The sequence below is a fragment of the Burkholderia sp. 22PA0099 genome (assembly GCF_047497165.1).
Classification (GTDB): domain Bacteria; phylum Pseudomonadota; class Gammaproteobacteria; order Burkholderiales; family Burkholderiaceae; genus Burkholderia.
This window is the reverse complement of the sequence record NZ_CP163165.1, coordinates 2,990,857-3,016,447: the sequence shown is the minus strand read 5'-3', so window position 1 is coordinate 3,016,447 and position 25,591 is coordinate 2,990,857. Positions and strand designations below refer to the sequence as shown.

The window sequence follows — 25,591 nt, the reverse complement described above, 5'->3', positions numbered from 1 at the left end:
GTCCTGCTATATCGGCATATTTTTGTCTGACTGTAGAGTAAACTCTACAGTAAATGACGAATATACAGCGTCGTGAATAAGTCGTCGTCCGGGCATCCTGCCGTTCATGACTGCTCGACGACCCGAATCTGCGACCCGTTCATTCGCACCGATCACGGCCGCGCTTGGAAAGCGCATCAAGCAACGCCGACACGAAGTGGAAAAGTCGCAGGAGACCTTGGCCTTCGAGGCCCACGTTGACCGAACCTACATTTCGGCCATTGAGCGGGGCATCGCCAATCCCTCCGTCGAGACACTGGCCAACATCTGCCATGCGCTCAATATCACGTTGGCAGGCCTGTTTGAGCCCTTGGATGGCGTCTCGCTTGCACCAACTGGCGAGCGCCGGGCAAACGTTGCAACCCCGCCTGAAATCAAGCGCAGTCGTCTGCGGTAGTGCTCGACTCGGCAAGCCGGAGTGACACTGCGCCATCCATCTGAACGGGCAGGGTAGTTTCGGCCGTCACGTAAATCGTGTGTAGCTCCCCAAGCTCGAGGCGTGCATTCTATGCATTGAGTGCTGGAGCCCTGCCGCTCGGATCGAGCAACAGCAAGGCCGTTGGCCTAGCGTCTCGTTCCTCCATACCCACTACCAGGGCCGCATGTCGTGCGCCATTGCATGGATCGGTGAGCCAAGTGACAACCGGCCAGTCAGTGCCCAACTCTCTCCCTGACGACTGAATAAGGGTTGGCGCGACTGTTCAAGTAACAGGCGTTGACCCAGGCGTAGTGCGGGGTGCAGTTTCTCGACCAGGGACGGCATCAGTAGTCCTCCGGCAGCAGGATCGTCGTGACTGAACGGTCGGCTTCAGTGATGATCCAGACCGCGCCTCCGCCGGGAATGACGTAGCTCGATAGCAAGCGCTTGCCGGTCAGCAGTGCCAGCTCGTTCTGGGCGATATCGGCAACATCAAGTTCTCCCCAGTCGCCGTGCAGATGGCGGCTCAGCAACTCAGTTGGTGACAGTTCTACCTGCTCCAGCAAAGCTAGGGCGGCAGGCGTGATGACCGTCTTACCCAAGGGGAAGCGTGCGCTATGGTGTGGGGATCCGTTCATGCCGCGATCCTCGTTTCATAGGTCACGGCGGGCCAGGCCGGATAACGGCGATGGGCGGCGGGTTGCGGCCGGAAAATTCCGTTCGATACAGATTCCTTCACCAGTTCGATGGTGGTCTGAGAGCGATTCCATTCGGTGACCACGAGAATGCAGGTGTTGTCCGGTAACGGGTAGAGCGAGATTAGGCGCAGGCCGGCTGCGATCGACAGATCGTTTTCGTGCTTGTCGTCATCGGACACGCAGCCCCAGTCACCGACGATGTGCCGCAGGACGACGCTGATGGCGGGGATGTTGTTCGCGCGCAGCGTATGCAGCACGTCGGGCGTGAAGAGCAGGCGCCCAGGCTTGAAAAGCGGCTTAAGGCGGATGGTATTGCTCATGAATGTCTCCAGAAGCAGGGCGAGCACGGGCCTCCGGTAAAACCGGATGACGTGGGCGGGAAATAGCAGCAGTGCCGGAGGCGGCGTGAAACGAGCGGAAGCTAGCGCGCGTCGGATGCCAGCGCGTTCAGATAGTGTTTTGCGAGAATCTGGTTCATCTGGGTCACCAAATCGGGCCGTTTGAAGGTCACGTGGCCGTTGCCGTTCTTGAACCAGCGCAGGTGCAGATAGTCGTTGTCGGCTTCAGCGAGTCGGGCCTGTCGCGCATCGAACAGCAGCGTAGAGATGCCGTGTCGATGATCCGGTTCGGGCTTGCCGTCCAGCACGCTGAATACGCGAACCAGGTCATCCAGACGGTCCGTTCCGTGACGGCTCGAAAAGCCGGAGCTGAGCAGGCAGGTCACGATGATGCGTTTGCCGAACTTGAATGGCTGGTTGGTCTTGTAGTTCCAGGACAGCTGCCGGAAGCACTGGATCACGCCGCGCTCGAACATGTCGCTGCGTTGATCTGCTTTGGGAATCCTGGACCGTTCCGAGCGCGAGTTTTGCGGCACACTTGACCCTGACCAGGAGGTGGTTGCCATGAAACGCAAGCGCTTTTCAGTTGAACAGATTGTGGCGGTGCTGAAGCAGGCAGAGCTAGGTATGCCGGTGGCGGATCTGATCCGCCAGATCGGTATTTCGGAGCAGACGTTTTATCGCTGGAAGAAGCAGTACGCAGGCATGCAGTCGGACCAGGTACGCGAGCTCAAGCAGTTGCAGGACGAGAATGCGCGACTGAAGAAGCTGGTTGCCGAGCTGAGCCTGGACAAGGCGATCTTGCAGGACGTCGCTTCAAAAAAGTGGCCCGGCCCGCGCTGAGGCGAGATGTGGTGAGCCACTACGGATTGACGATGAGGCGGGCCTGCAGGCTTGTGAAGCAACCGCGCAGTGTCCAGTACTACCGCAGCGTCAAGGACTCCCGTCCCGAGCTGCGTTCACGCATGCGCGAGATTGCGTACAGCAGAGTGCGATATGGCTATCGACGCATCCACGTGCTGTTGCGTCGCGAAGGTTGGCAGTTGGGCAGGAATCAGGCGTATCGGCTGTATTGCGAGGAGCAGCTGCAGTTGCGTTCGAAACTGCCGAAGCGCCGCAAGATGGTGGTCACCCGGGTGGCCAAGATTGTGCCCGTCAAGCCGAACGACGCGTGGAGCATGGATTTCGTGGCCGACCAACTGGCTGATGGTTCGAAGTTCCGTACCTTGACCGTAGTGGACGTGTTCACGAAGGAGGCCTTGGTCATCGAGGTTGGACAGCGTTTGAAAGGCGAACACGTAGTGTCAGCACTCAATCGCATCGCGGCTACGCGCGGCGCCCCACGGCATGTGTTTGTCGATAACGGTAGTGAATTTTCCGGTCGGCTGCTCGACATGTGGGCATATCACCATCGAGCCAAGATCGACTTCAGCCGACCGGGCAAACCGACGGACAATTGCCACATTGAAACGTTTAACGGATCATTCCGCGACGAATGCTTGAACCTACATTGGTTCGAGCCGTTGGGCGAAGCCAAAGCGATCGTCGAGGCATGGCGGCAGGACTACAACGAGAGCCGTCCTCACTCTGCTCTCAAAGACTTGGCGCCGGCTGAATATGCCCGTCAGCTGGCGCTTTTGCCGGGCCCCACCGGGCCCGAAACGCCGGAAAACTCGCGCTAGGGTTGGTCCGGAAAACCCAAGCGGATCAGCGTGCGCTGTAGAGCTGTGTGAACGTGGCCTCGATATTGGCTGCAGTCAGTTCCGGCACATCGCCCTCACTGATCTGTCGGCTCCACTGTTCGCGTGCCTTCGCGTCCATGAAGGTGCGCAGACCGGACTCCTTTAACAGATAGTCCCAGCCGCGAGTGTCGATGACGCGCACAATGGCGGTTTCGGCATCGGCCCGAACCGCATGCAGGCCGGAAATGCTGGGCCGGCCCCGACAACCATAGCTTTCATCAAGCACCATCCGAGGGAAGCCCAGATTGGCGGCCATAGCAATCTGTTCTGCTTCGTCCAGCAGATCGAGCGCGGCACGGACGCGCTCCACTGCGGCCACGCGTTGGTTCGCGAGATGGGTAATGCTGAGGCTTTTAACGAGATCGGTTGCGGTATCCATAGTCCTCCTGGCCGTATGTCGTGAAATTGATGAAGACGAAGAAACGAAAACGCCGGGCGAGAGGCCCGGCGCTTATGGCTTTGCGTTGTGTTCTATGAACTGGCGGCGAAGCGCAACGGCTTTGGCCTGTGAGCAGTGGAGATGACGGCGGATGCTGGCAACGGTCGGCTTCAAGATTCCCGCCTGGATGTCGCGGACGAGTCTCGTGAGGTCGGTATCCGGTTCCATCACGACCGGGGCGGGAGGAGGCGTTTCTGACTGGACGGTAGGTGCCGTCGTAGTCGGCCCTAGCTGCTCCGATGCGACTAGAGTGACTGCGTCATGACTTATCTCAGTCACGGAGTCCGCACGCGGCAAAAATACGACCCACCAGAGCAGGCAGGCCGTGGCTTCCAGAATGGCAGCGAGTGCCAACCCGACGAGCAGGTCAAGCTTCGTGGTCGCCATGCCTAAAACCGCCGCAAGGCGCGTTGTAACTGGATCGGCCTTGGTGGTGTCGCGGACAATTTCCGCTCGATCCTCTGCGGCCTGGTCTCGCCGGACGTCGCTGGCTTCTGCGTCTAGCGCATTCAGTCGTGCAGTTAGTCCGGTACGACGCGCGCGCAGTACCGGACAGTCACCAACACAACGATGCACGTTGGCCTGGGCGAGTTGCGCAGTGATCGAAGCACGTTCGGATATGACGGCAGTGAGACTGCGGTGAGCGACAGGTTTGACGTCCACCAATGTCGATACCCTAGCGTTACCTGCATGCGACTGAGATAGCAGAAAGAAAGTCGCATGCCCGAACGATGCCGCCGCCATGCAGCCGAGCCACAGCAGCGTACCGACAGCGCGAACAGCAAGGGGCGCTGATCGGTAAAGTGCTGGGAGCACATGTGCGCCAGCGACAAGCACGACGCCGATGGCAACCCAGGCAATCCGCTCCAGTAGCCATCCACCGCGCTGCCAGCTAGCCAGTACCGACATGCAGATCGCAGTAGTCGTTGCTGCGCCTGCCAGGGAAAATGCCACGCGACGGATCATGCGGCTTTCTCGACGAGTCGTGCGGCACGCTGATCCAGTCTGTCTTTCAGGCTCGGCGTGGTGGACGTATGAGCCGTGTCGCTATTGCCACCGTCCCCACCGTGACTACCGTCGTCAACTGACTCCGCTGGATAAAATTCCTCGGCGACTGCCGCGCGTTCCTCAATACTGTCCTCGAATGCGCCGTTGGCGAGTCCAGTACGTGCAGCCGTATCCAACGCCGCTTGATCAAACCCAGCTAAGCGTCGCCGACTGCTCAGCTCGCGTGCCTCCGTTATGGCCGCTTCGAGTGTGCTGTTTGCACGTACGCAGAGATCCACGTAGTAGATCGCGGACCGATAGCTCTGCGTAGTCGACTTGCCGCGCAGTTTCAGCTCCAGCGGCAAGCACGCCAGTAGATTGCCCGACACCGCAGCGAAGTAGTGCAAGCGTGCGGCCAGGGTCCGGATGGAGTTGATCGACGTGGTGCGAAAACAGAAGCTGCCCATTTCGTCTTCGTCGCCGATTAGCACATTGAGCCGCCCGTAGGGTTTACAGGCCCCCCCTTGACCGAAGGCGCATGCATCGGGCGACGGGCATGGCAGTTCTTCGATACCGGCGTCGCCGGCACGACGGCAAGTCTCACCGTTACCGACGCAAACCGGGCGTCCAGTCTCGCGGTCGAAGCAAGAGTATTCGGCGCGCAGATTCAGGTCCGGATCGTTGAACAGAAATCGCACCGGGATCGCGCGCAGCTTGCCGGTCGTGGCTTTGCGCAGTGCTTCGTTGAGCGGATGGAGCAGCCACTCCCCACGCTGCTGCACTTGAGTTGTAATCGTGAACGCGTCGTCTTTCTCGGGGAGCCGCTTGCCGTTGCGCTCGACGATTTTCCCGATACTGATGCGCCCCACAATGGGAGGCGTGATTGCAAGTCCCTTGAGCATGATGCTCTCCTATATGGATAGATGGAATCGAGGGGGCGAAGCCAATGGCGATCAGGTCGACACGAGGAAGCGGCGCGTTCCAGGCTTCGTGATGGCGTACTGCGTGGCAAGCTCGGGGTGGTCAGCGAGCAGTCGTTTGAGATCGACGCCCGTGCCGTCCTTGCTGCGCTTGAACGACACGGATCCCGTTTCGAATTGCGCGCGATCGGCTTCTGCCATGGCTTGCGCAATGGTTTGCTTGAGCTGAGCTTCGACTGCTTGTCGTGTCTCGATCTCGCTGCGAACTGCGATGAGGTCTGCGAACGCGGACGACAAGCGGCGATCGTCGGTGAAATCGACGTTGCCCCCCGTTCCTGGATACAGACTGCGCAGCGCGCGGTCAGCCGATTCCGAGCCGTCGGCGGGCGGCGGGGTATCGGTTTCGACGTAGCGCCAGAATGCGGCCTCCAACTCGATCAACCGTGCAATCAGCGCGTCGTCGCGCTCGATACGATGGACATCGAGTTGCTGGCCGCACAGCAACACAGCGACATCAGCGGCCTGCTTGCCGGTGACGCAAAGCTGATGCTGAACTTGAATCTGGACGTACTCGGGAACACCGGCACGCCAGAGGCGGGCGCCGAACTCACCCGCGGTCTTGCATTCGAGCAGTTGGACGTTCTGGTTGCCGACGACCTCACGATCGACATTGGCGAGCATCCACGGAATCGACGAATGCTGAAGCATAGCGTTGACGCGTCGCACGCGGTTTCCCGTCTGCTTCGTGTACGACGCTGCGACGATGGGCTCTAGTAGCGTGCCCCAGTAGACCGGCTCGGTTGTATCGTTGGGATCGGGCTTGAGAAGGTTCGCATCTCGTCCGGTTTTGACGAGCCACAGTTCGAGCATCGACTGATATGGCGAGAGCCCGACGGCAGCGGCAGCATCCGAGCCGCCTATACCTGATTTCCGCACTTCCAGCCAATCCACGCGAGACATGTCTTTCGTTTCGACGAGGCGCAGCGCCGGACGACTACGTTGCCGTGTGGCTGTTTCAGATAGCGACATTTCTACCTCCACAAATGAAATTGCCCGGCGGAGCGATCCGGCCGGGCAGGGAAGTACGGTGGACATGGAGTCAGGCGATCAGCTTCATCGCTTCATCCCAAGCCTTTTGCTTGAGTGCGGCGCCGGTGCCGAACCAGGCTGCATCCTGGCGGTGGTCCTCGCTGCGAGCACGACGTTGATGGTCGACGAACTCCGTGATCGAGTTGACGAGCCCCCACGCGGTCCCAGATGCCGATTCGAGCGTCGAACCCATGCCCTTTCCGGTGTAGAGCGACTGCACGGTTTTGATCGCGGAGTCGTTTGTGGCTTGCGTGAGCTGGCCGGTACTAACGGGGTAGGTCAACACGCGCCGAAAGAAGCTCTCGGCCGCAGCATCGTTGACGGTGCGTTCGGACAGCGCCTTCATGCGGACCATAAAGCCGTCCCACGAAGAGATCGCGATGCCGAGCTGTCGCTTGACGGCTTGCGCATCGAACTGCGTGCGGTGCGGCACCTTCACGCAGCCGGCGCTGTCGCCTAGCGCAATCTGCAGGGTGTTGTTGCACACGACGCGAACCGAGGTGAACTGAGCAGTCGTCGCGAGGGTGCCATCACATGCCGTCGCGAGCAGCAGATAGCCGTTCACCGTGTCCTTACCCTTAAGCGACACAGATTGGCCGGTGCGAGCCAACGCCCAAAGCTTTTTGCCTTCTTTGAGCACCCCTGCAGTTTCGAGCGCGAATCCTCCGACTTCGGTGAGATCGCGGTAGAACTCGAGGATGGCCCGAGGCTGCACCACCTGGTAGCGCGACGACACGACGGACAACGGCGCCTTCGTGTCCGAGCGGTACAGCACACGCTGCTCGGGGAACGAGTGGATCGAACCGAGATTGCCGCCAGCGTTGCCCGACAGATAGCGCACGTCGGTCGACTCGATCTGCCAATCCATGCCGGCTTGCTTTGCCCACACTTCGATGGGCTGGTTAGGTGCGAGCTGGCTACCCAGGCCGTGCCACGGGGTTTCGTTGACGTAGGCCATGCTGTTGACGAGATGCATTTGAAAATCTCCTGATCGATTTTGGGAAACAGAACGCAAAAGCGCCTACAGCCCCGGAGGGCTGTAGGCGTTGAGTCGGACGATTAGTTAAGCGTGGGGCGAGCTACATCAGCTCGCGTGTTGCTGGCTGAAGGTGTGGCCGCACGCTTGGCATTCGTAGTTGTCGAGGACATGCGTGTCGATTTGCTCGCCGAAGGCGGTGCCAGCCGCACATCCGGCAGCGCCACCAAGCAGTGCGCCCATGAGAGCACCGGCGATGCCGCCGAAGATCGAGCCTACGGGGCCGGCCACCATTCCGAGTGCTGCACCGGTTTCGGCTCCGCCGAGTGCTGCAGCCGCGCTACCAGCGGCACCAGCCGTCGCACCAATGGCACCACCGGCCTTTCGGGCTGTGTTGCGTGCGACGACGCAAGGCGAATCGCAGCGGGGACAGAAAATCGAAGAGTTCATATATCAACCTCATGAGGGATTGGGACAAAGCACATTGCCTAGGCGTGTCGGGAGGGATGCTCGATGAGGTGATATAAGTTTGAAAAAAACTGGAGTTGAATGAGTTGATAAAAGTGACATGCTTGCCACTCTGGGCACTTGTTCAAACGATCCTAACAAGGTCTAACCCAATCAAAACCGAATCAAACCCTGTTGGGCTGGCTGGAAGTGGCGTAGACTGTGCTCAGTTGCCGCTACTCTGACGGCGCATTTCTGTTTGGATGCAGACATGGACGACCGCTGGCTCTCTGTCGATGACATCGCCGACTACCTCGGCGTAGCCAAAGACACCATCTACACCTGGGTGACCTCCAAAGGCATGCCAGGGCACAAGGTTGGGCGTTTCTGGAAGTTCAAGAAGGAAGACGTGGACGCCTGGGTTCGAGAGGGCGGTGCCGCTGCCAGCAGTGATGATTTTGACGACAAGGAGCCCCGCAATGCCTAAGCAGCGCTCCGTACAGGACAACAACGATATGAGTGACCTTGATCAAGAAGCCCAAGCGCCTGAGAAAGCGCTCGAAGAGGGCAAGGTCTTTGACTACATCACTGGTAACCCGGTGAAGGACAGCGACAAAGAGCAAGTCCGTCAGCGTATCGCCCGCGCCATCATTCATGAGTATGGGATTGCCGCCGAAGACATGGAGCCTGACTTCAAGGTCAAGATGCTGGGCAAGAACCGCAAGCTCGACATCGCCATCTTCAAGCCAGGCCAAGCACACACCGTAGACAACCTTTACCGCTCTGTGGTGGTGGAGAAAGAGCCCAAGCTCGGCACCAAGGGTGCCTATCGCATGCGTGATCCAGAAGAAGCACGCAAAGAGTTCGAAGTGCTTGAAATGGTAATGGCTGAAGTCGATAGCTGCGACTACGGCTTGTGGACCAACGGCCTTGAGTTCTTCTTCTTCAAGAAAGAAGTCACCCGATTCGATACCAAGTTCAAGCCCATCGGCGACTGGCCCCTAGGTGATGACACCTTCAGTGTTGAAGGGCGCTCCATGGGGCGCTTGCGCCGTGCCGATCCGGTCATGCTGCGCACAGCGTTCCGCCGCTGCCACAACTATATCCACGGCAATGAAGGCATGCCGAAGGATGCGGCCTTCTGGCAGTTCCTGTATCTAATCTTCTGCAAGATGTACGACGAGCAGCAGCCCAACGATGCGCGTCGCTTCTGGGTGGGGCCGTTCGAGCCGTTTGAAGCTGCTGGCCGAGAGCAAATTCGCCTGCGCATCAAGCCGCTTTTTGAGGCAGTGAAGAAAAAGTACGACGGTCTGTTCAAGGGCAATGAGGAGATCACCTTGTCCGACCGCGCCCTGGCCTTCATCGTCTCCGAACTGGCCCGCTACGACTTTGGCCGCACAGATGTGGACGCCAAGGGTGCGGCCTACCAAGAGATCGTCGGCACCAACCTGCGTGGAGATCGCGGCCAATACTTCACCCCGCGTGGCGCCATCAGCCTCGTGGTCAAGATGCTGGCTCCCAAGGAGCATGAGCGCGTGCTCGATTCGTCCTGCGGTACGGGCGGCTTCCTGGTCGAGACCTTGAACTACCTGAACAAGGTCTTCCACGACGAGAAGCACATCAAGGCAGGTGACGAGAACACAGAAGAGTTCGTCTCCATTCGAGACCGGTTGGCCCACTTCGCCGCCAACAACCTGTTTGGCGCCGACTTCGACCCCTTCCTGGTTCGCGCTGCACAGATGAACGTGATGATGGCTGGCAATTCGCTCGGCCACCTCTATCACATGAATTCACTGGAGTTTCCGGCAGGCCACCTGCCTGGCGTGCCGGCAGCGAAGGCAGCCATCCCGCTTGGCACGATTGATGTCTTGATGACCAACCCGCCGTTTGGCTCCGACATTCCAGTCACCGAAAAGACTATCCTGGAGCAGTACGAGCTGGCCCGCCGCTGGGAACGGCAAGGCGATGGTTTCGTGATGACCAATGCCATTAAGCCTGCTGTGTCGCCCGAGGTGCTGTTTATCGAACGATGCGTCAAGTGGCTCAAGCCGGGCGGCCGTGCTGGCATCGTCTTGCCTGACGGCATCTTGGGCAATCCTGGCGATGAGTACATCCGTTACTGGATTCTTCGCCACTGCTGGGTGCTGGCCAGCATCGACTTGCCCGTGGAGTCCTTCATCGTCGAAGCCAACGTCAACATCTTGACCAGCTTGCTCTTCCTGAAGCGCAAGCCCGAAGAGGTGATCAAGGCAGAAGACCTCGGTCAGAAGAAGGACTACCCCGTCTTCATGGCAGTCGCCGAGAAGGTGGGCTTCGACCGCCGTGGCAACACGCTCTACAAGCGCCACCCTGACGGCGAAGAAATCCTGGTGGATGTCAGCCATGAGGAGAAGGTTCGCATCGGCGGTGGCTTGCACGTGCGCACCCTGCACCGCAAGGAGCGCATCCTCGACGACGATCTGCCCGAAATCGCCAAGGCGTATGCCGAGTTCCGCGCCCAACATCCGGAGCCCAGCAAATGATCACGCGACTTGAAGCCACACGTTATCGCTGCTTCGAACGCCTGGGCGTCGATGTCGGCGACTTTCGCGTTCTCGTCGGGGCCAACGGCTCTGGCAAGACCACGCTCCTCGATTTGCCCGGCCTACTCGGCGACCTCTTGGACGCCAAATATGTGGTCGATGCGTTCGTACCGCGTCGTCGCAAGTCATCGGAGGGCAAAGCTCGCGCCAGCAGCCTGAGGGAACTCGTGTTTGCTGGTCGGGGAGATGATTTTTCTTTCGCCATTGAGGCGAAATTGCCGGAAGAAGTCCAGTCAAAACTCGTCGAAGGCATGTTTCAACGACTGAGTAAGGCTCAACGGCAAAAAACTCATTCCGCGCTGGAGATCGACAAGAAGCGCTGGCCTTCACATATTCGGTACGAACTCGGACTCAGAGTCTCTGAAGACCGAGACCTACACGTTGTTCAAGAGTACCTATTCGTCTTCCCTGAGGCTTACAAACCGAATCGCGCGGAGCCTGGATACCAGGGTGTTCGAGTAGGCGAGCGGAAACGCAAGGGCTGGCGAATGATTCTGCAGCGCGAATTTGGACAAACGGCTGAATTCACGCCAGAGGTTCCGCCCCCAGGAGCAAGAACCCGCTCCACAAAGGTAGGAATTGGCAACACTTTGCTCGCCATGCCCCGTATGCTCTTTGAGTCGGAGCATGAGTACCCTGCTTCACGTTGGCTGCATAGTCTACTGACCACAGACACCGTGTTTCTTAATCCAGATTGGGAGGAAATGCGGTTTGCCTGCCCGCCAGGCCAGCCGAAAACGATCACATCGGACGGTCGAAATGCGCCATGGCTCGCACTGGACTTGAAGCGTGAAGGCGCTACGGAAGGCGCAGACATCGGCTACCGCAGCGAGCGCTATGCCGATTGGATTGCCCATGTGCAAACCGCGCTTCCGCAGGTCATTGACATTGATGTGCGTGAACGTGAGGACGATCACCACGCGTACTTCGTGGTTAGCTACAAAGGCGACTTCAAAGTACCGTCCCCGGGCTTGTCTGACGGCACCTTGCGCATCCTCACGCTGACGCTGCTGCCTTACCTCGGTAAGCAACCGGCCATCCTGGTGACCGAGGAGCCAGAGAACGGCATCCATCCGCGCGCCATCGAAGCGGTCCTGCAATCGCTCTCGTCCATGTATGACAGCCAGGTCTGGGTGTCATCGCATTCACCTGTGGTACTGGCGCGAGCCGAGCTCGATCAATTGCTGTGTGCACGTCTGGCAAGCGAAGGCGGCGTGGAGATGGTCGCCGGGACAGAGCATCCTCGCCTGCAAGAGTGGCGAGGTGGCATCGACCTTGGCAGCCTATTCGCAGCGGGGGTGCTTGGATGATGAACAAGCGCCCCTGCGTCATCTTGGTGGCCGACAGCAACATGGCGGCCACCTTCCGTGGGTACTTCAAGCGCGAGCGTTGGCACCTGAGCCTCGGTTGCGCGCCCTTCGAGATCAACACCGATGTCGGTGCCGACCTGCTGGTGGACGAAGGTGGCAACGACCCCGGCGTCTACACCAAGGGCCACGAGTTGTTGCGCCCCTACCAGAACAGCCACCATCGCGCCCTCGTGGTGCTGGATTGTGAATGGGAAGGCTCGCCTGGCAAAGATGTCATCGTTGCTGACATCACGGCCAAACTGGTGGCCAGTGGTTGGGCCGAGGATGCGGTCAAGGTGATCGCCATCGAGCCCGAGTTGGAAAACTGGCTGTGGCAAGACAAGCCGCAGGTGGCGGATGTGCTGCGCTACAAGGGCGATAAGTCGCTGCGTCAGCATCTTGCCGAGAGCGGATGGTGGCCTGCTGACGCCGCCAAACCACCGCGGCCGAAGGAGGCAACTGAGTGGGTGCTGAAGCAAACGCGGCAACCCCGCTCTTCTGCGATCTACCAGAAGCTGGCTCAGCACATCTCGATCAAGGGTTGCACCGATGTGGCCTTCGCTGAGATGCACGCAACGTTTATCGCGTGGTTCCCCCAGGAGGTTGCAGCATGACCTTCACGAGTTTCAAGAACGCACGCATCGTTCGATCCGGCTGGCTCAATGAGGGTGGTCGGCGCTTGGACTGCAATCCATACATGTCAGGCGCATTGGAGGCGAGAGATGCGCTCACACAGTTGAAGGTACGCAAAGACCCGTTGCGCACCCTCACGACCGGATATGCCGGAGGCATCTACAACGGTCCCGTCTTTGCAAGAGTTTGGGTGAATGACCCCGCACAAGGGGTTCCATTTTTGAGCAACAGCGACATGCTCAACGCGGATCTTTCGACTGTGCCGCTCCTTCAGCGGCGCTACGCGCAGTCGAATAAATTGGCCTATCTAAAGCTTAGTGCTGGCACCACGCTAATTACCTGCTCTGGGACCATCGGGCGGATGACATACGTACGTCCTGACATGGATGGAATGTGGTCATCGCAGCACATTATGAAGGTTGTTCCTAATCCGGAGTCCGTCCCGCCTGGTTATCTGTACGCGTTCTTGACTAGTCGCTACGGCGTACCTTTGGTGGTTTCCGGTACTTACGGCGCAATCATCCAGCACATCGAACCAGAACACATAGCGAATTTGCCGGTTCCACGGTTCGGGCCGGAGTTTGAGGGTGAAATTCATCAGTTGGTTGAAAGATCTTCCCGATTGCGCAGCATGGCAAATATGCAGCTCGCAACTTCACTGAAGCAATTGGAGGGTGCGGCTGGATTTTCATCCGACGATTTGCCACAGGTGACAGAGTTTTCTCACACCAGTGTGAAGTGCTCTGACTTGAATGATCGTCTGGATGCACCGTATCACTCGGCAGCTGCACTTTGGGCCGAGGAAATGCTGGATCGCAGTCCGCTCGGAGTTGAGAAGCTGTCTTCAGTTGTTAAAAGGTACTTCAAGCCACCTATCTTCAAACGTTTATGGGTGGAGAGCGAGGAGTACGGACGCTTATTTGTGAGTGGTAACGACATTTATCGATACCAGGCAGAGGAGCCTAGGTATGTAAGCAGGCGAACTCCTAAGTTTGATGAATTTATCCTTGAGCGAGGAACCGTGGTGTTCCAGGCGGCAGGTCAGATTTACGGTCTTTTCGGGCGGCCGCTGTATGTTAACGGGTGGCTTGAAGGTGTCTTTTGTGCTGACGATGTCTTTAGAGTTTCTCCGCTCACTGAAATTGACGGCGCTTTTCTGTACTTGTTTTTGAGAACAAGGGTTGGCGAGGTGCTGATCAAGCGACAGGCATGTGGAAATAGCATTCCCAGAGTGTGGGAGCCACACATTTCGAGGCTTAGAGTCTTGTGGCCAGCTCCGTCAGTGAGAGAGTCATTCGCGAAGCCTGTTATTGAAGCTCACGAAATGATCGAGCAAGCACGACAAGCAGAATTGAAAGCCATAAGACTACTAGAACAGAAGATAAAAGGGGAGTCGTAATGGCCAAAGTGATCCCAGTAGGCCAGCCGGTCAACGATGCAGAGCGCAGCGCCATCGCTTACCTGCGGGATCGCTTGCCAGACAGTTTCGTTCTGCTTCACAACTTCGAGATCGAGCGGCGGGGCGAGCGCTTCGAGATCGACATCGCTTTGCTGACCCCGCATGCCCTTTACCTGATCGACGTAAAGGGCACGCGCGGCACCATCGACGTGTACGGCAACAGGTGGTATCCCGAGGGGCGCGCGCCATATCCATCGCCACTGGGCAAGCTGCGCGGTCATGCGCGCACGGTGAAGGGCTTGGTGACCCAGGCCCATCCCGGTCGGGATGAGTTGGACGGCATCTACGTCGATGCCGCTATCCTGCTCACCGCGCCCGATGCACACCTGAATGACCGCGAGCAGTTGGATTCAGACCGGGTGGTGAAGCTGAAGGACGCAGAGCGCTATTTCAAGGATGCCACGCGCATCCCAACGCGCTTCTCCAAGAACATCCTGCAGCAGCAAGGCTTGATCCTGCATGCCTTGAAGGTGGTGAAGCCAGCTTCCGCAGTGCAGCGCTTTGGGCACTGGCAGGTTAAAGAGAAGCTCGGGGCAGCGGAGGCCTACACCGAGTTCCGCGCCGAGAACGCGTTCGCAGGTGGTACGGCCCGCCTGCGGGTGTACCAGGCAGACCCCTACAAGCCTGAAGACATGCGCAAAGCGCAGGTCAACCGCATTGCCAATGCCTACCGGGCGCTGTCCAAGCTGCCGCTGCATCCCAACATCGTCGCGGCGCGGGATTTCTTCCCGACCGATGACGACAAGTCGTTCATCCTGATCCTGGACGATGCACCGGGCCAGGCGTTGACGGTGCACATGGCTCGGCCCCAGTTGGCGCTGACCCTGGACCAGAAGTGGCGCGTGGCCAAAGACCTGCTGGCTGCCTTGGCCCATGCCCACCATCACGGTGTGGTGCATCGCAACCTGACGCCGGGTGCGATCTTGATTGGCCAGGACGGCACCACACGCATCACCGATTTCGACTTCGCCAAGCCCGGTGTGGACCGCAGCCTGACGATCGCGGCGGACATTGTTGATCTGGTGGAGAAAGCCTATGTGGCACCCGAAGCGTTCCGGGAGCCGGGTGCCGCATCCAGCCCATCAGACATCTTCTCCGCAGGGGTCATCCTCTACGAACTCTTCACTGGCGAGCGCCCCTTCGCTGGCGAGCCCACTACGGTGTGGGATCGAGCCGGGGAGTTCCTCAGCAAGCCCTCGGCGCTGCGACCGGAGCTGAACGAAGCCTTTGATGCTTGGCTTCAGAGCCTGTGCGCTTTTGATGAGCACCAACGGTTGACCGCATCTGCCGCGCTGGCCGCTGTGAATGCTTTACTGCAACCCGTTGCGCAAGTGGCCAATCAGGCTGCAGAAGCACCAAAGCCTGAGGTCTTCGAAGTCGATGATGCCCAGACCGACTACCTGAACTTGGCGGCAGGCCATCGCCTGACCCACAAGTTCATCGTGGAGAAGAAGCTCGGGCGCGGCAGCTTCGGTGTGGTCTACAAGGTGATCGACACCTTGGGTGATGTGGCGCGTACTGTGAAGCTCATCGTCAGTGACCGGCACTCGACCTTGGAGCGCCTGAAGAAGGAGTACCGCCACCTGGTGCACATCCCCGAGCACCCTCATGTGGTTCGTGTGCTGGATGCGGATGTGATTCCAGGGCGGGACATTCCCTTCCTGGTGTTTGAGTACGTGGAAGGGGCCGATGTCGGCGACATGATTCACGATCGCCTGCTGTCCCCCGAGGATGCGCTGGAGCTGGGCAAGCAGGTGATCGAGGGTCTGGTGCATCTGCATGCGCAGGGCTTCCACCATTGCGACATCAAGCCACGCAACCTCTTGTGGACGCAGAAGGGCGCCAAAATCATCGACTTCAATGTGTCGGTACGGGCCGATGACAAGGAGTCGCGCGGCGGGGGCTCGCGGCGCTATTTGCCGCCGGACTTTGACCCTGAGGTCATTCCGCATAACGGCGAGCGTGCAGACCGCGATCTGTATGCGCTGGGCCTGACTTTGTACGAGGCATTGACCGCCCGCTACCCATGGGACACGACGGAGCCGCCCATCAACAAGCCTGCGCCCGACCCGCGCGAACTTTCGGGCTTTGCTGACCTAGCGCCAGAGCTGGTGAACGTGGTGCTCGAGGCCATTGCGCCGCGCAGGGCAGAGCGCTTCCACACGGCCGTCGATTTCCGCGATGCGCTGGCAGAAGTTCGCCATGCACGTCGTGTGCAGACGGTCAGTCTGGCCTCCATGGTGACGGCGGTGAGCAGCGGGCAGCCTGCCTTGGCTGAATCGGCACCCAACACCAATGCGTTCGTATCACACCTGCTGACGCTCTACAGTCAAAGCCGGCGCAGCAATGCGGGTACGCGGGGCATGGACGCGCTTGGGTTCTCAGCCTATGTGGACACCGCGTTGGACCGTGCCTTGTTGCCTGCTGTGCTGCAAGGGGAGTTCCGGCTCGTGCTGATCTCTGGCAACGCTGGTGATGGCAAGACCGCCTTCTTGCAACGCTTGGAGAAAGAGGTGGAAGCGCGCGGCGGAGCTGTCAATCGTGGTTTGGCAAACGGGAGCGAGCTGAGTTTGGACGGCAAGCGCTACCTCATCAACTATGACGGCAGCCAAGACGAGGGCAACAAAGACAATAACCAGGTGTTGCTGGACTTCCTGGCCCCGTTCAAGGGCAACGATGCAGCCTCATGGAGCCCCAAAGAGACCCGGCTGATTGCGATCAACGAGGGCCGCTTGGTGGACTTTCTCGCTGCACATGAACGGGATTTCCCGGCACTCACGGCCCTGGTTCGGCGTGCATTCGCCACGGGGGAAGCGGAGTCTGGCGTGGCGGTAGTGAACCTGAACCTGCGCAGCGTTGTGGCAGACGACGCTAACAATACTGAGGATGGATCGATTCTGGAGCGCACGCTGCGAAGCATCGTCCGCCCGGAGAACTGGGCTGCTTGTGAGCTGTGTGACTTGAAAGACAGTTGCTACGCCTTGCACAACGCGCGCAGTTTCCAGGATGAGATTGCCGGGCCGCGCTTGTTGGAACGCCTCGAGACGCTTTACACGATGGCGCACTTGCGCGGGCGCTTGCACATCACGATGCGCGACCTGCGTTCAGCGCTTTCCTTCATGCTGATTGGCAACCGTGACTGTGGCGAGATTCATGCGCTCTACGCCTTAGGCAAGCACGATGACGTGGCGCGCAGCTTCTACTTCAACAGCTGGATGGGTGGCGGACAAGCCACTTCGGACCGGCTGCTGACGCTGCTGAGCGATCTGGATGTTGGCAAGCAGGAGGATCCCCGCTTCGACCGAGGCCTGGACTTTGTTCAGCCGGATGACCGCGCCCTGTTCCGCTTTGAGCGCCGAGGGCAGTTTGACTTCGAGGTGTTGAAGCGCCTGTTCGGCGATCTGCCGCGTGGCGTGTCTGACTCGTCAGTTCGCCACCGGGCGAGGAAGCACCGCGAGTATGTGGCCATGGCACGCCGCAAGCATTTCTTTGAGCGGCGTGACGCCAGCTGGGAAAAAATGCTGCCCTATCGCTCCGCCAAACGCATGGTGGAGATCGTTCGAGGCGAAATGCCCATTGACGAACTCACGAGCGAAATCCTGCATGCCATCAACCGAGGCGAGGGGTTGCAGCGCCCGGAGCGCCTTGGAGCCAGCCTGGCCTTGCAGTTGCGGCAAGTCGAACACGGTACGGTTCGGAGCTACCGGCTCTTCCCCGTGGAGGGCTTTCGGCTGCAGGTTCAAGACTTTGCGGCCAAGGCTCGCTTCGTTGAACATCTGCCGACCGGTCTGCTTCTGAAGTATCAAGGCCAAGGCGCAGGTGCCATCAGCAGCGAGCTGATCATCAACCTCGACGTGTTCGAGATGCTGGTGCGGCTGAATGAAGGCTATCGGCCAAGCGTTGAAGAGATACAGGGTTTCTATCTTTGCCTTGGCGTATTCAAGAACAGTCTCAACGCTCAGCCTTACCGCGAAATCCTGCTGACGACCACGGGGCACGACTTCTACCGCTTGGCCCGCCATGACGATGGTCGGGTGGAGATGCGTTTGCTGCACGGCCCTGTGCAGGGCGCTCGCCAAGAAGAAGCCGCAGAGAGCGGCGCCAGGGGGAACTGATGGCATTGCAGAAAAAGGACAGGGAGTTCCGACTCCCGAAAATCAGCTATCTCGACTTCAAGACCATCGAGATGGATCGCGTGCTCACCGGCTTGTTCGAGCGGCTTGAGCATGGTGGCTATCCGAGCGTTTTCCGCGACAAGCGCGAGTTGACCGTGGACAAGTTCGTTGATGACATCCTCGATGCTAGCGACAAGTTCTTGGGCTTCACCCAGCACCGAGATACGGTGGAGCGCTGGGTGGAAACCCACCTGATGGACATCGTGAACCGAGGCAAGAAAAACGCCGCCGTGGCAGGGCCGCGACCGCTGCATGGCTATACCTATCGCTTTCGCAACCCGAAGCACTCCCGTGACTACGGCGCCGCCCAGCATCTCTATCAGATGCTGTATCACGCAAGAAATAGGTCCGGCCACCACGCCATCGAACATCTCAAGGGCTTCTTCTTCGATGGGTTCGACAAGCTCACAAGAGAGCTCAACGACAAGGCACTGACAGACATCGAGACGGCGACGCTGCTGCACTTTCTGTCGCAGAGGAAGGACACGGCGGACACGCGCGCGGGTGGAGATCGGTTTGCGCCTGTATGCATCGGCTCAGCCGATCTGATGGCCGAAGACATTCAGCGATTGCTGTTCTACAAGCCCTTCATGCCGCGCTCGGTGATGGTGGAGTACTTGAAGGTGCTGTTGTCGTTTCACTTGGCGCTGTACCACCTTCGCTTGCTAAAACTGCTGCCTGCCTGGCAGAGGCTGGAGGGAGCCAACTCTCTGTGCGCTGAATCGGCATGCCCTATGAAGCCCCGCGAGCAACGCGAGCCTCAGGGTGATTGCCCCTACAAGCTTGGCCTGTTCGTTGATCTATCGGGGAACGCAGAGTCTTCTACCGCAGCGCTGGCAGAGCGCAGTGCAGATGGCTACTATCGGCGCATTCCTAGCTTTGTGCGAGCTTACTTCGTCGCCAAGAAGCTTGACGAGTTTTCTGAGCACCTCGTTCGGAGAGGAAAATTGATCCGGCCCTTGAATTCTGTGTTCTCGGTCGGAGAACTCTACGGTCTGCAAGGGGAACCATACGCGGAAGAGCGAGACAAGTTCTTTGGTGAGCGGCTGGCTGGGCTGCTCGAATCCTTGTCTGAGGGTGATGCTGGCCTTGACGCAGAGGTGGAGGCCATCACAAAGATGGGACTCTCGGACTTCGAGACCTACATCGAGATTTTGGTGGCACTGCGTGGTGCCTTCCATCGGAAGTACATCATCGAGTCTTTGGACGCGACGATGTTAAAGAACAAGTCGGGGGCGCTACTTGCGCAGACCCGTGCTCGAAACGCACCTCGGAGATTTGCGCTGGAGAGTCGCCTGCTGGAAGTGTTGCTGCAGATCGCGGTGTTGCTGCCCGGTGGGGACCAGGGCTACTTCACCGGCGAAATGCGAATCGACGACTTGTTGTCGTTCTTGCGTGAACGCTATGGGCTCTACATCGATCAGCTGCCGCCCGGTGAGGGGTTCAGCGCTCCGACCATCGACGAACGGAAAGCTCTGCGCAGTAATGTGCAGGCATTTACTGGACGCCTGCGTGAGATTGGCTTCTATCGAGATTTGTCTGATGCTTACGTGACCCAGACCGTGGTGCCGCGCTACACGATTGCAGAACGAAACGAAGGAGCGCGCGCATGAGTCAGGGACTGCGTGAACTCACCAATCAAGAACTGAACGCCGCGCTGGAATCGGTCCTGCTTCCAAAACTATCCCGGTTGCTTGCCGCTCGCGAGCTTGGGCATTGCATGCGGGCCACTGATTTGGATCGAGAGCTGATGATTCGCTTGGCTGGCGGCCTGCGGGCTGCCGTGCCGTCAGCGAATGTCGTGGTACTGGCTGACGAAGGCTTGCGAGCGATGGCACCGGACATGGCTGTCAGCAGCACCAAACTGGTTGAGCTGCGGAATCCGCTACCGAACGATGAGCTTCGGCCCCCGTTGCTGGTCTTCGTGCCGAATGACCTGCGTGCTTCAGCGGAAGATTCTTTTGGCGTCGCGACGTTCGAAGAGGCCTCGATCGATGGCGCGTATGCGGAGCTGAATGGGCAGTTGCTGGCTCAAGTTCCTGCCAACTTGCGGATGGCCGTAGAGGCCTGCTTGAGCGAGTTGCGGCGGCGTGACAGCCGATGGAGGTATGCCGATGACGCTGCTGTCGCTCGTTACCTGCTCACGTGCCAGATCAATGAGTTTGATCCGGACGCGATGGGGGCAGCGCTTTTTGAGCTTGCTCTGGTGCCGGACTTTGAGTTGTTCCAACAGGCCGAGCGCGCACCTGCGCGAGTGGCGCGCAACCGAGAGTGCGTTGAGCGCGTGACCTGGTCTACCAAGACGGAGCGCGTTCGCGCGCTTGAGCTGGGCTTGTTGGACCACGTGTTCTGCAAGCAGCTTGGCGAGTTCTTCTCCCGTATAGGCGTCTCCAATCCCAAGGAGTGGACGCAAGCCATCGTTCGTGACCGTGTGAATTGGCCACTTGCGTTCAACAAATGGTTGTTCGAGGACGGTGGAGTCAACCCCGATGCCATCTACATCGGCTATGTCGCTCTGCCTGACTTGCCCGTGGTAAAGGATGACAACGAAGACCCCCGGTTGGCTGAGTTGATCGGGCACAAGGTGCTGCCCATCTCAAAAACCGGGCTCAAAAAGTTCAGTGTCTCTTTCCGTGTTGACCCGGTGCCGTCCAAGGTCGAAGGGCTGTCGCGCTTCGTGGCAGAAGTTGTGTCGCGCGACAACGGGCCGACAGGCCTGCGTAGGCGAAAAGCCGCCTGGACCAAAGGAACCGACTCCGGCGCGATTGCTTTTTCGTCTATTGGCAAGATCGACTGGGAGGAAGGCTGGCACTACGTGCGGGTGTATGCAGAGACCGAGGACGGTGATCGCATCCCTCTAGCGGACGGAGAAGGCAATCCCATTCGGTTCAACACTGATGCAGCTGAGACGCACGCCAGCCCCAACGAAAGTGACCTCTTTTACGTGGTCACCGACGACGAGGTGGAGGTAGAACCACCACAGCGTGCGGTCCCGCGTGAGTCTAGCTTGATGCATGCGTTGCTGCGGGCACGTTTTGCGGCGGTTACTCAGGATCGTGATCCTGGAACCGTTACTGTGACCGGCTGCGGCTGGGTGGAGCGCAGTAGCAAGGCCACGGCCAGCGGCGAAACCTTGGAGGTTCGCCTGGGCAAGGAGGGTAAGGCGAACGTCTTGGTGTCCAGCCTTTTGGCGAACCTGGAGCTGGCGTTTCTTGAAGACCCGGAAGGTATTAACCGCTTGAGCCTTTCTATCAGCGCTTCGGGTGTTGCCACCCGATCTACGACGTCATTCAAGTGGCCAGTCTCGGACGAGGTAACTCGATTCCGAGAGGCTCGGGAGTCGTTTTTCGCCGCAGTGCTCAAGGGGGACCAACGGCTGATCATGCAGGCCAGCGATCTTCTGTCCCTTCAGGAGCCGGCGCAGAACTACGCCTCCGCCTACTTGGCTTGGATCGACACAGCGCTTGCACGTGCCAGCTCCACAGAGACGGTCGTTGCGCGGCAAGCAATGGATGAGCTTCGCTACGCGCTCACCATAGATTCAGTAGCCCTCGTGCTGGAGGACTACCAAGGCAGGCGACGAGATGCTGTGCTGCTGGGGCCAACGCATCCTTTGCGTGCCAACTGGCATGTTGCATGGAGCCATCTCGGCCAGGCCTGGATGGAGCAGAGTCGGGCTAGCAACAAAGACTTTGTGATCCCGACACGTGACGCAGTGATCAAGCAGCTTGCGCCAGCGGCATTTCCGCCGGTTGTTCCCTTCGGTGAGGAGCTGGGACGGACAGCGCTGGCTGTGGACAACATCAACCCGTTCTGGTCCTTGTACGCGGCGACCGATGAAAAGGACCCTCGTGGCCTGATCGGGGAGGTTTGTGGTGCCTTGGGCTTGCCAGAGCCAGCCATAGGCGGGGCAACGATCGATAGTGCTTATCTTGCCGCGCGCGTGCAGCGTTATCTGGTCCAGCACCCGTATGTGGAGACGCTGACGATCAACGCATTCAACGCGGGGCGCGCAGGCGCAATGGCCGAGGTGTTGCTGGCTCTCCAGCGACATCCTGACTTCGCCGATCTACGTTACGACATCCGGCTCTTCGTACTTGATCCTGCTGCCCCTTCGACCGGGGAAGCGTTGCTGGAACTCTTGTCGCCAGACTCGGGAACAAGCGCCAAGGAGGCAGACGCTTTTTCGACGCCGACCAACAGTCATTTGCACCCCAAGCTGCGACTGGCCATTCGTGCCATCAAGGAATTCCGTGAGGATCCGGAATTGCATGCGGCTCACCTGTCCTTCTTGTTTGACTTGTTCCCTGCTGAGGAAATTCGAGCAGTTGATGTTCGGGACAGTGACGACTCTTCGTTTGTCCATGGTCTGGTTCAGCCCTTCGAAGTGGACTATCTGGAAGACGAGCAGTCCATCACTTGGCTGCGTCGTCCGCTTCATGGCGCGGCGCAGCCGCTGGAGGGAGCAGAAGTGTTGTCCGATCTCATGGGTGGTGTTTCCCGTGCTGTCTCGGTCGCAGTGGCGACAGTTGCTCGCAGTCAATACCTGCCGCATGCTCGCCCCGTTGTTGCGCTGAGCCTGTCCGCAGATGAGCGTGCCATGCTCCATCAGGTTCATGAGGTCAGTGATTGGGTGCTTACGATCGATCGGAACTTGGGGATCGAGTTCTTCGACCATCGTCGGCATGCCACACGGCCAGACTATTTGATCGACCACTCGCCCGACATGGCGAGCGCGATGAGCCATCGGCTGGCGATCACCTCGCGGTCCGTTGCTGAGCTTGAGTCGTTGCTGATTCCCATCTTAGGTGAGTACGGACTGCCCAATACGGGCCGACATGCCTTGGTGATGCTGGACCAGCTTCGATCGTTGTCCGGACGGTTGGCCTTGAAGTTGCTGTCCTCTTCATCCCAGCGGGCCGAGGCGATGGGCTTAGCGCTCTCGCGTTTGTTTCTCGAACACCAAGGCGTTTTCCAGAACCAAGTCGTCGTGCCGTTGGACGCGCACTTGGAGTTATACAAGGCGTTGAAGCAAAGCGCTGAGGAAATGGGCGATGAAGTCAGCTTCCGTCGGACTGACCTTGCCCTGTTCGACCTTGACCCAGCAAGCCGTGTGGTGACATGTCGGTTGGTCGAAGTGAAGTGCTATAGCCAAGTGGGTGATGTTGCTGCCTACGCGCAGTTGAAGGCCTCCATCGCTGATCAGATTGCTCAGTCCGAGCACGTCTTGGCCTATCACTTCGACCCCAAGATGGCTGACGTAGATCGGCCCGACCGCCCCATCAAGAATCGCGATCTTGCTGCATTGCTGGGCTTCTACCTAGACCGCTCCGAACGCTATGGCGTGGTCTTGCCAGAAGCCGCCGAAGAGGCCCACTACTTCCTGCGACGCCTTGATGAGCGGCCGTACACCCTGCAGTTCACACGAAGTGCCGTGGTGTTTGACTTCAGCAAGCCAGGTACTGAGGCCGCCGAGCATGAAAACGGCATCGAGTTCTATCGGATCGGTAGTGATTTGATCCGGCAGTTGGTGGAGTCGGCAGTGACTGACATCGAAACGGTGGCTAGCGTCCAGTACGCGCGCTCTGCTGACACAGCGCGAGAGGTCACGCAAGAACTGCTTCGTCGCAGGGAGTTGGCGCCAGCCGTTCCTACCTTTGAAACGGCAGCGTTCCTCAGCCCGCCACGGGATCGAACACTCGCGTGGGACGACAGTCCGAGGGTCAAATACGCGCAGCATGAGGTGGTTTCCAACGCGTCCGTGAGGGAGCCGGAACCAGCCGCAGTGGTGCTGGTGGCTCCTCAGCCAATAGGCACCGTGCAGGCTGCAAGCACTGACATGCCACCACTGTCAGTAGACGAGCCGGGTGCGGATGCGACTGCGGAACAGGCGCCCGCATCGGTTCTTGTTGCGGAGGAGGAGGTTCCCCAGGGTGTGTCCGTTACACGGCCGCGGACTCAAGATGGCGAGACTACCGACAGGCGCGTAGCTTACGACATCATGCTCGGTGCTACGGGAGCAACACCGCAGTACGGCCTGATTGGCGAAGTGTCTGGGCGCAAGGTGGCACTTGACCTCAATCAGACCCACACCATCAGCCTGTTCGGCGTTCAGGGTGGTGGCAAGAGCTACACCTTGGGCAGCGTGGCAGAGATGGCTTCGCTGCAGATCCCTGGTATCAACTGCCTTCCCGAGCCGCTGTCCACGGTGATCTTCCACTACAGCCCGACGATGGACTACAAGCCCGAGTTCACGTCGATGGTGGGGGCGAACTCGGTGGAAGATCAGGTTCGTGCGCTGAAGGAAGTGTATGGCGCGGAGCCGAAGGCGCTCGCGGATGTCTTGCTCCTCGTGCCAGCAGACAAGATCGAAGAGCGTCAGGCGGAGTACCCCGACATTGAAGTGCGGCCTTTGCAGTTCTCGGCGTCAGAGCTGAAAGCGTCTCACTGGAAGTTCTTGATGGGCGCCGTGGGCAATCAGGCCACCTATATCCGCCAGATCATGCGCATCATGAAGGCGATGCGTGACGACATCACCCTTGAGGGCTTGCGTGCAGGCATCGATGCATCGTCGGTTCCCGATCACCTCAAGGAGCTGGCTCGGATGCGCCTCGACCTGGCCGCAGAGTACATCAATGACGGTACCTCGCTCACTGAGGTGGTGAGACCAGGCCGACTGATCATCGTGGACCTGCGAGACGAGTTCATCGAGAAGGACGAAGCCCTCGGACTGTTCGTCGTCCTCTTGCAGTTGTTCGCTGATGCGCGCATAGATGGGCGCAGCTTCAACAAGCTGGTGGTGTTTGATGAGGCCCACAAATACATCGAGAGTCCCGACCTGGTTGCCGGGCTAATCGAAGTGGTCCGAGAGATGCGGCACAAGGGCGTCAGCATCATGGTAGCAAGCCAAGACCCGCCATCCGTGCCTGTCAGCCTGATCGAGCTGTCCAGCCAGATCATCATGCACAAGTTCAACTCTCCTGCTTGGTTGAAGCATATCCAGAAAGCCAATGCCGCACTCGGCAACCTGACGCCAGAGCGCATGGCCCTACTGAAAGCCGGAGAGGCCTACGTTTGGTCAAGCAAGGCGACGGATGAGTCGTTTTCCAAGGGGGCCGTTAAGCTTCGGTGCAGACCCAGGGTCACGCAGCACGGTGGGGCAACTCGGGTGGCTGTGAGGGGCTGATCTACACGCTGCGCTTGACAGGATCCATCCATCAAGTGCAGGTGCAACCAGTAGAAAAAGCGCGACAGCCAACTCACAGCTTGTGGGAACTATGAGCCGTTAGGTCTGGGCGTC

Annotated in this window: 17 protein-coding genes and 2 pseudogenes; 10 read left to right on the top strand and 9 right to left on the bottom strand. The window is 59.1% G+C overall.

Annotated features, from left to right (window positions below; translation table 11 throughout):
• Positions 1-106 precede the first annotated feature (106 nt).
• Positions 107-436 (top strand): helix-turn-helix domain-containing protein, encoded by a 330-nt coding sequence (locus AB4851_RS28775; protein WP_414449802.1) that lies wholly within the window; start codon positions 107-109, stop codon positions 434-436.
• Positions 437-801: 365 nt separating this feature from the next.
• Here AB4851_RS28775 and AB4851_RS28770 read toward each other — a convergent pair whose 3' ends face one another.
• The 3 genes and pseudogenes from AB4851_RS28770 to AB4851_RS28760 form a co-directional block, all read right to left on the bottom strand.
• Positions 802-1,095, bottom strand: a complete 294-nt coding sequence (locus AB4851_RS28770) for a hypothetical protein (protein WP_414449801.1) — start codon at positions 1,093-1,095, stop codon at positions 802-804.
• Positions 1,092-1,475, bottom strand: coding sequence for a hypothetical protein (locus AB4851_RS28765; protein ID WP_414449800.1), 384 nt, complete (start codon positions 1,473-1,475; stop codon positions 1,092-1,094). Before AB4851_RS28765 ends, AB4851_RS28770 begins: the two co-directional genes overlap by 4 nt.
• Before the next feature lie 101 nt (positions 1,476-1,576).
• Positions 1,577-1,978 (bottom strand): annotated as a pseudogene (locus AB4851_RS28760) (DUF4942 domain-containing protein); the annotation flags it as partial.
• Between the two features lie 79 nt (positions 1,979-2,057).
• On the opposite strand from AB4851_RS28760, the gene AB4851_RS28755 reads away from it, so the two are divergent.
• Positions 2,058-3,175 (top strand): IS3 family transposase gene (locus AB4851_RS28755; protein ID WP_414449799.1). Its coding sequence is split into 2 segments (ribosomal slippage): positions 2,058-2,319 and positions 2,319-3,175, totalling 1,119 coding nucleotides; the frame shifts between segments, so codons are not numbered across the junction.
• A gap of 28 nt (positions 3,176-3,203) precedes the next feature.
• Here AB4851_RS28755 and AB4851_RS28750 read toward each other — a convergent pair.
• The 6 genes and pseudogenes from AB4851_RS28750 to AB4851_RS28725 all read right to left on the bottom strand — a co-directional run.
• Positions 3,204-3,614, bottom strand: a pseudogene (locus AB4851_RS28750) (DUF4942 domain-containing protein); the annotation flags it as partial.
• A 72-nt stretch (positions 3,615-3,686) separates the two neighbouring features.
• Positions 3,687-4,640, bottom strand: coding sequence for a hypothetical protein (locus AB4851_RS28745; RefSeq protein ID WP_414449798.1), 954 nt, complete (start codon positions 4,638-4,640; stop codon positions 3,687-3,689).
• Positions 4,637-5,563 carry a phage capsid protein gene (locus AB4851_RS28740; protein WP_414449797.1) on the bottom strand — a complete coding sequence of 309 codons (927 nt, stop codon included), beginning with the start codon at positions 5,561-5,563 and terminating at the stop codon, positions 4,637-4,639. Before AB4851_RS28740 ends, AB4851_RS28745 begins: the two co-directional genes overlap by 4 nt.
• Before the next feature lie 51 nt (positions 5,564-5,614).
• On the bottom strand, positions 5,615-6,610 hold the full coding sequence (locus AB4851_RS28735; protein WP_414449796.1) for a YqaJ viral recombinase family protein: 996 nt from the start codon (positions 6,608-6,610) through the stop codon (positions 5,615-5,617).
• A gap of 70 nt (positions 6,611-6,680) precedes the next feature.
• Complete coding sequence (locus AB4851_RS28730) at positions 6,681-7,646, bottom strand: DUF932 domain-containing protein (RefSeq protein WP_414449795.1); 966 nt, start codon at positions 7,644-7,646, stop codon at positions 6,681-6,683.
• A 108-nt stretch (positions 7,647-7,754) separates the two neighbouring features.
• Complete coding sequence (locus tag AB4851_RS28725) at positions 7,755-8,096, bottom strand: hypothetical protein (protein WP_414449794.1); 342 nt, start codon at positions 8,094-8,096, stop codon at positions 7,755-7,757.
• A 268-nt stretch (positions 8,097-8,364) separates the two neighbouring features.
• Here AB4851_RS28725 and mads1 point away from each other — a divergent pair, with 268 nt between their 5' ends.
• The 8 genes from mads1 to mads8 are packed head-to-tail and all read left to right on the top strand — an operon-like array spanning position 8,365 to position 25,477.
• The gene (gene mads1, locus AB4851_RS28720; protein ID WP_414449793.1) at positions 8,365-8,580 is read left to right on the top strand and encodes a methylation-associated defense system helix-turn-helix domain-containing protein MAD1; all 216 of its coding nucleotides are present in this window, start codon (positions 8,365-8,367) and stop codon (positions 8,578-8,580) included.
• Positions 8,573-10,615: a methylation-associated defense system DNA methyltransferase MAD2 gene (mads2, locus tag AB4851_RS28715; protein ID WP_414449792.1), complete on the top strand. Its 2,043-nt coding sequence runs from the start codon at positions 8,573-8,575 to the stop codon at positions 10,613-10,615. The genes mads1 and mads2 overlap by 8 nt, the downstream gene beginning before the upstream one ends.
• Positions 10,612-11,985 (top strand): methylation-associated defense system AAA family ATPase MAD3, encoded by a 1,374-nt coding sequence (gene mads3, locus AB4851_RS28710; RefSeq protein WP_414449791.1) that lies wholly within the window; start codon positions 10,612-10,614, stop codon positions 11,983-11,985. The genes mads2 and mads3 overlap by 4 nt, the downstream gene beginning before the upstream one ends.
• Positions 11,982-12,638 (top strand): methylation-associated defense system protein MAD4, encoded by a 657-nt coding sequence (gene mads4, locus AB4851_RS28705; RefSeq protein WP_414449790.1) that lies wholly within the window; start codon positions 11,982-11,984, stop codon positions 12,636-12,638. The genes mads3 and mads4 overlap by 4 nt, the downstream gene beginning before the upstream one ends.
• Positions 12,635-14,056: a methylation-associated defense system restriction endonuclease subunit S MAD5 gene (gene mads5, locus AB4851_RS28700; protein WP_414449789.1), complete on the top strand. Its 1,422-nt coding sequence runs from the start codon at positions 12,635-12,637 to the stop codon at positions 14,054-14,056. The genes mads4 and mads5 overlap by 4 nt, the downstream gene beginning before the upstream one ends.
• The gene (gene mads6, locus AB4851_RS28695; RefSeq protein ID WP_414449788.1) at positions 14,056-18,231 is read left to right on the top strand and encodes a methylation-associated defense system protein kinase MAD6; all 4,176 of its coding nucleotides are present in this window, start codon (positions 14,056-14,058) and stop codon (positions 18,229-18,231) included. The genes mads5 and mads6 overlap by 1 nt, the downstream gene beginning before the upstream one ends.
• Positions 18,231-19,904, top strand: coding sequence for a methylation-associated defense system protein MAD7 (mads7, locus tag AB4851_RS28690; protein WP_414449787.1), 1,674 nt, complete (start codon positions 18,231-18,233; stop codon positions 19,902-19,904). The genes mads6 and mads7 overlap by 1 nt, the downstream gene beginning before the upstream one ends.
• Positions 19,901-25,477, top strand: a complete 5,577-nt coding sequence (gene mads8, locus AB4851_RS28685; RefSeq protein WP_414449786.1) for a methylation-associated defense system ATP-binding protein MAD8 — start codon at positions 19,901-19,903, stop codon at positions 25,475-25,477. The genes mads7 and mads8 overlap by 4 nt, the downstream gene beginning before the upstream one ends.
• Positions 25,478-25,591 lie beyond the last annotated feature (114 nt).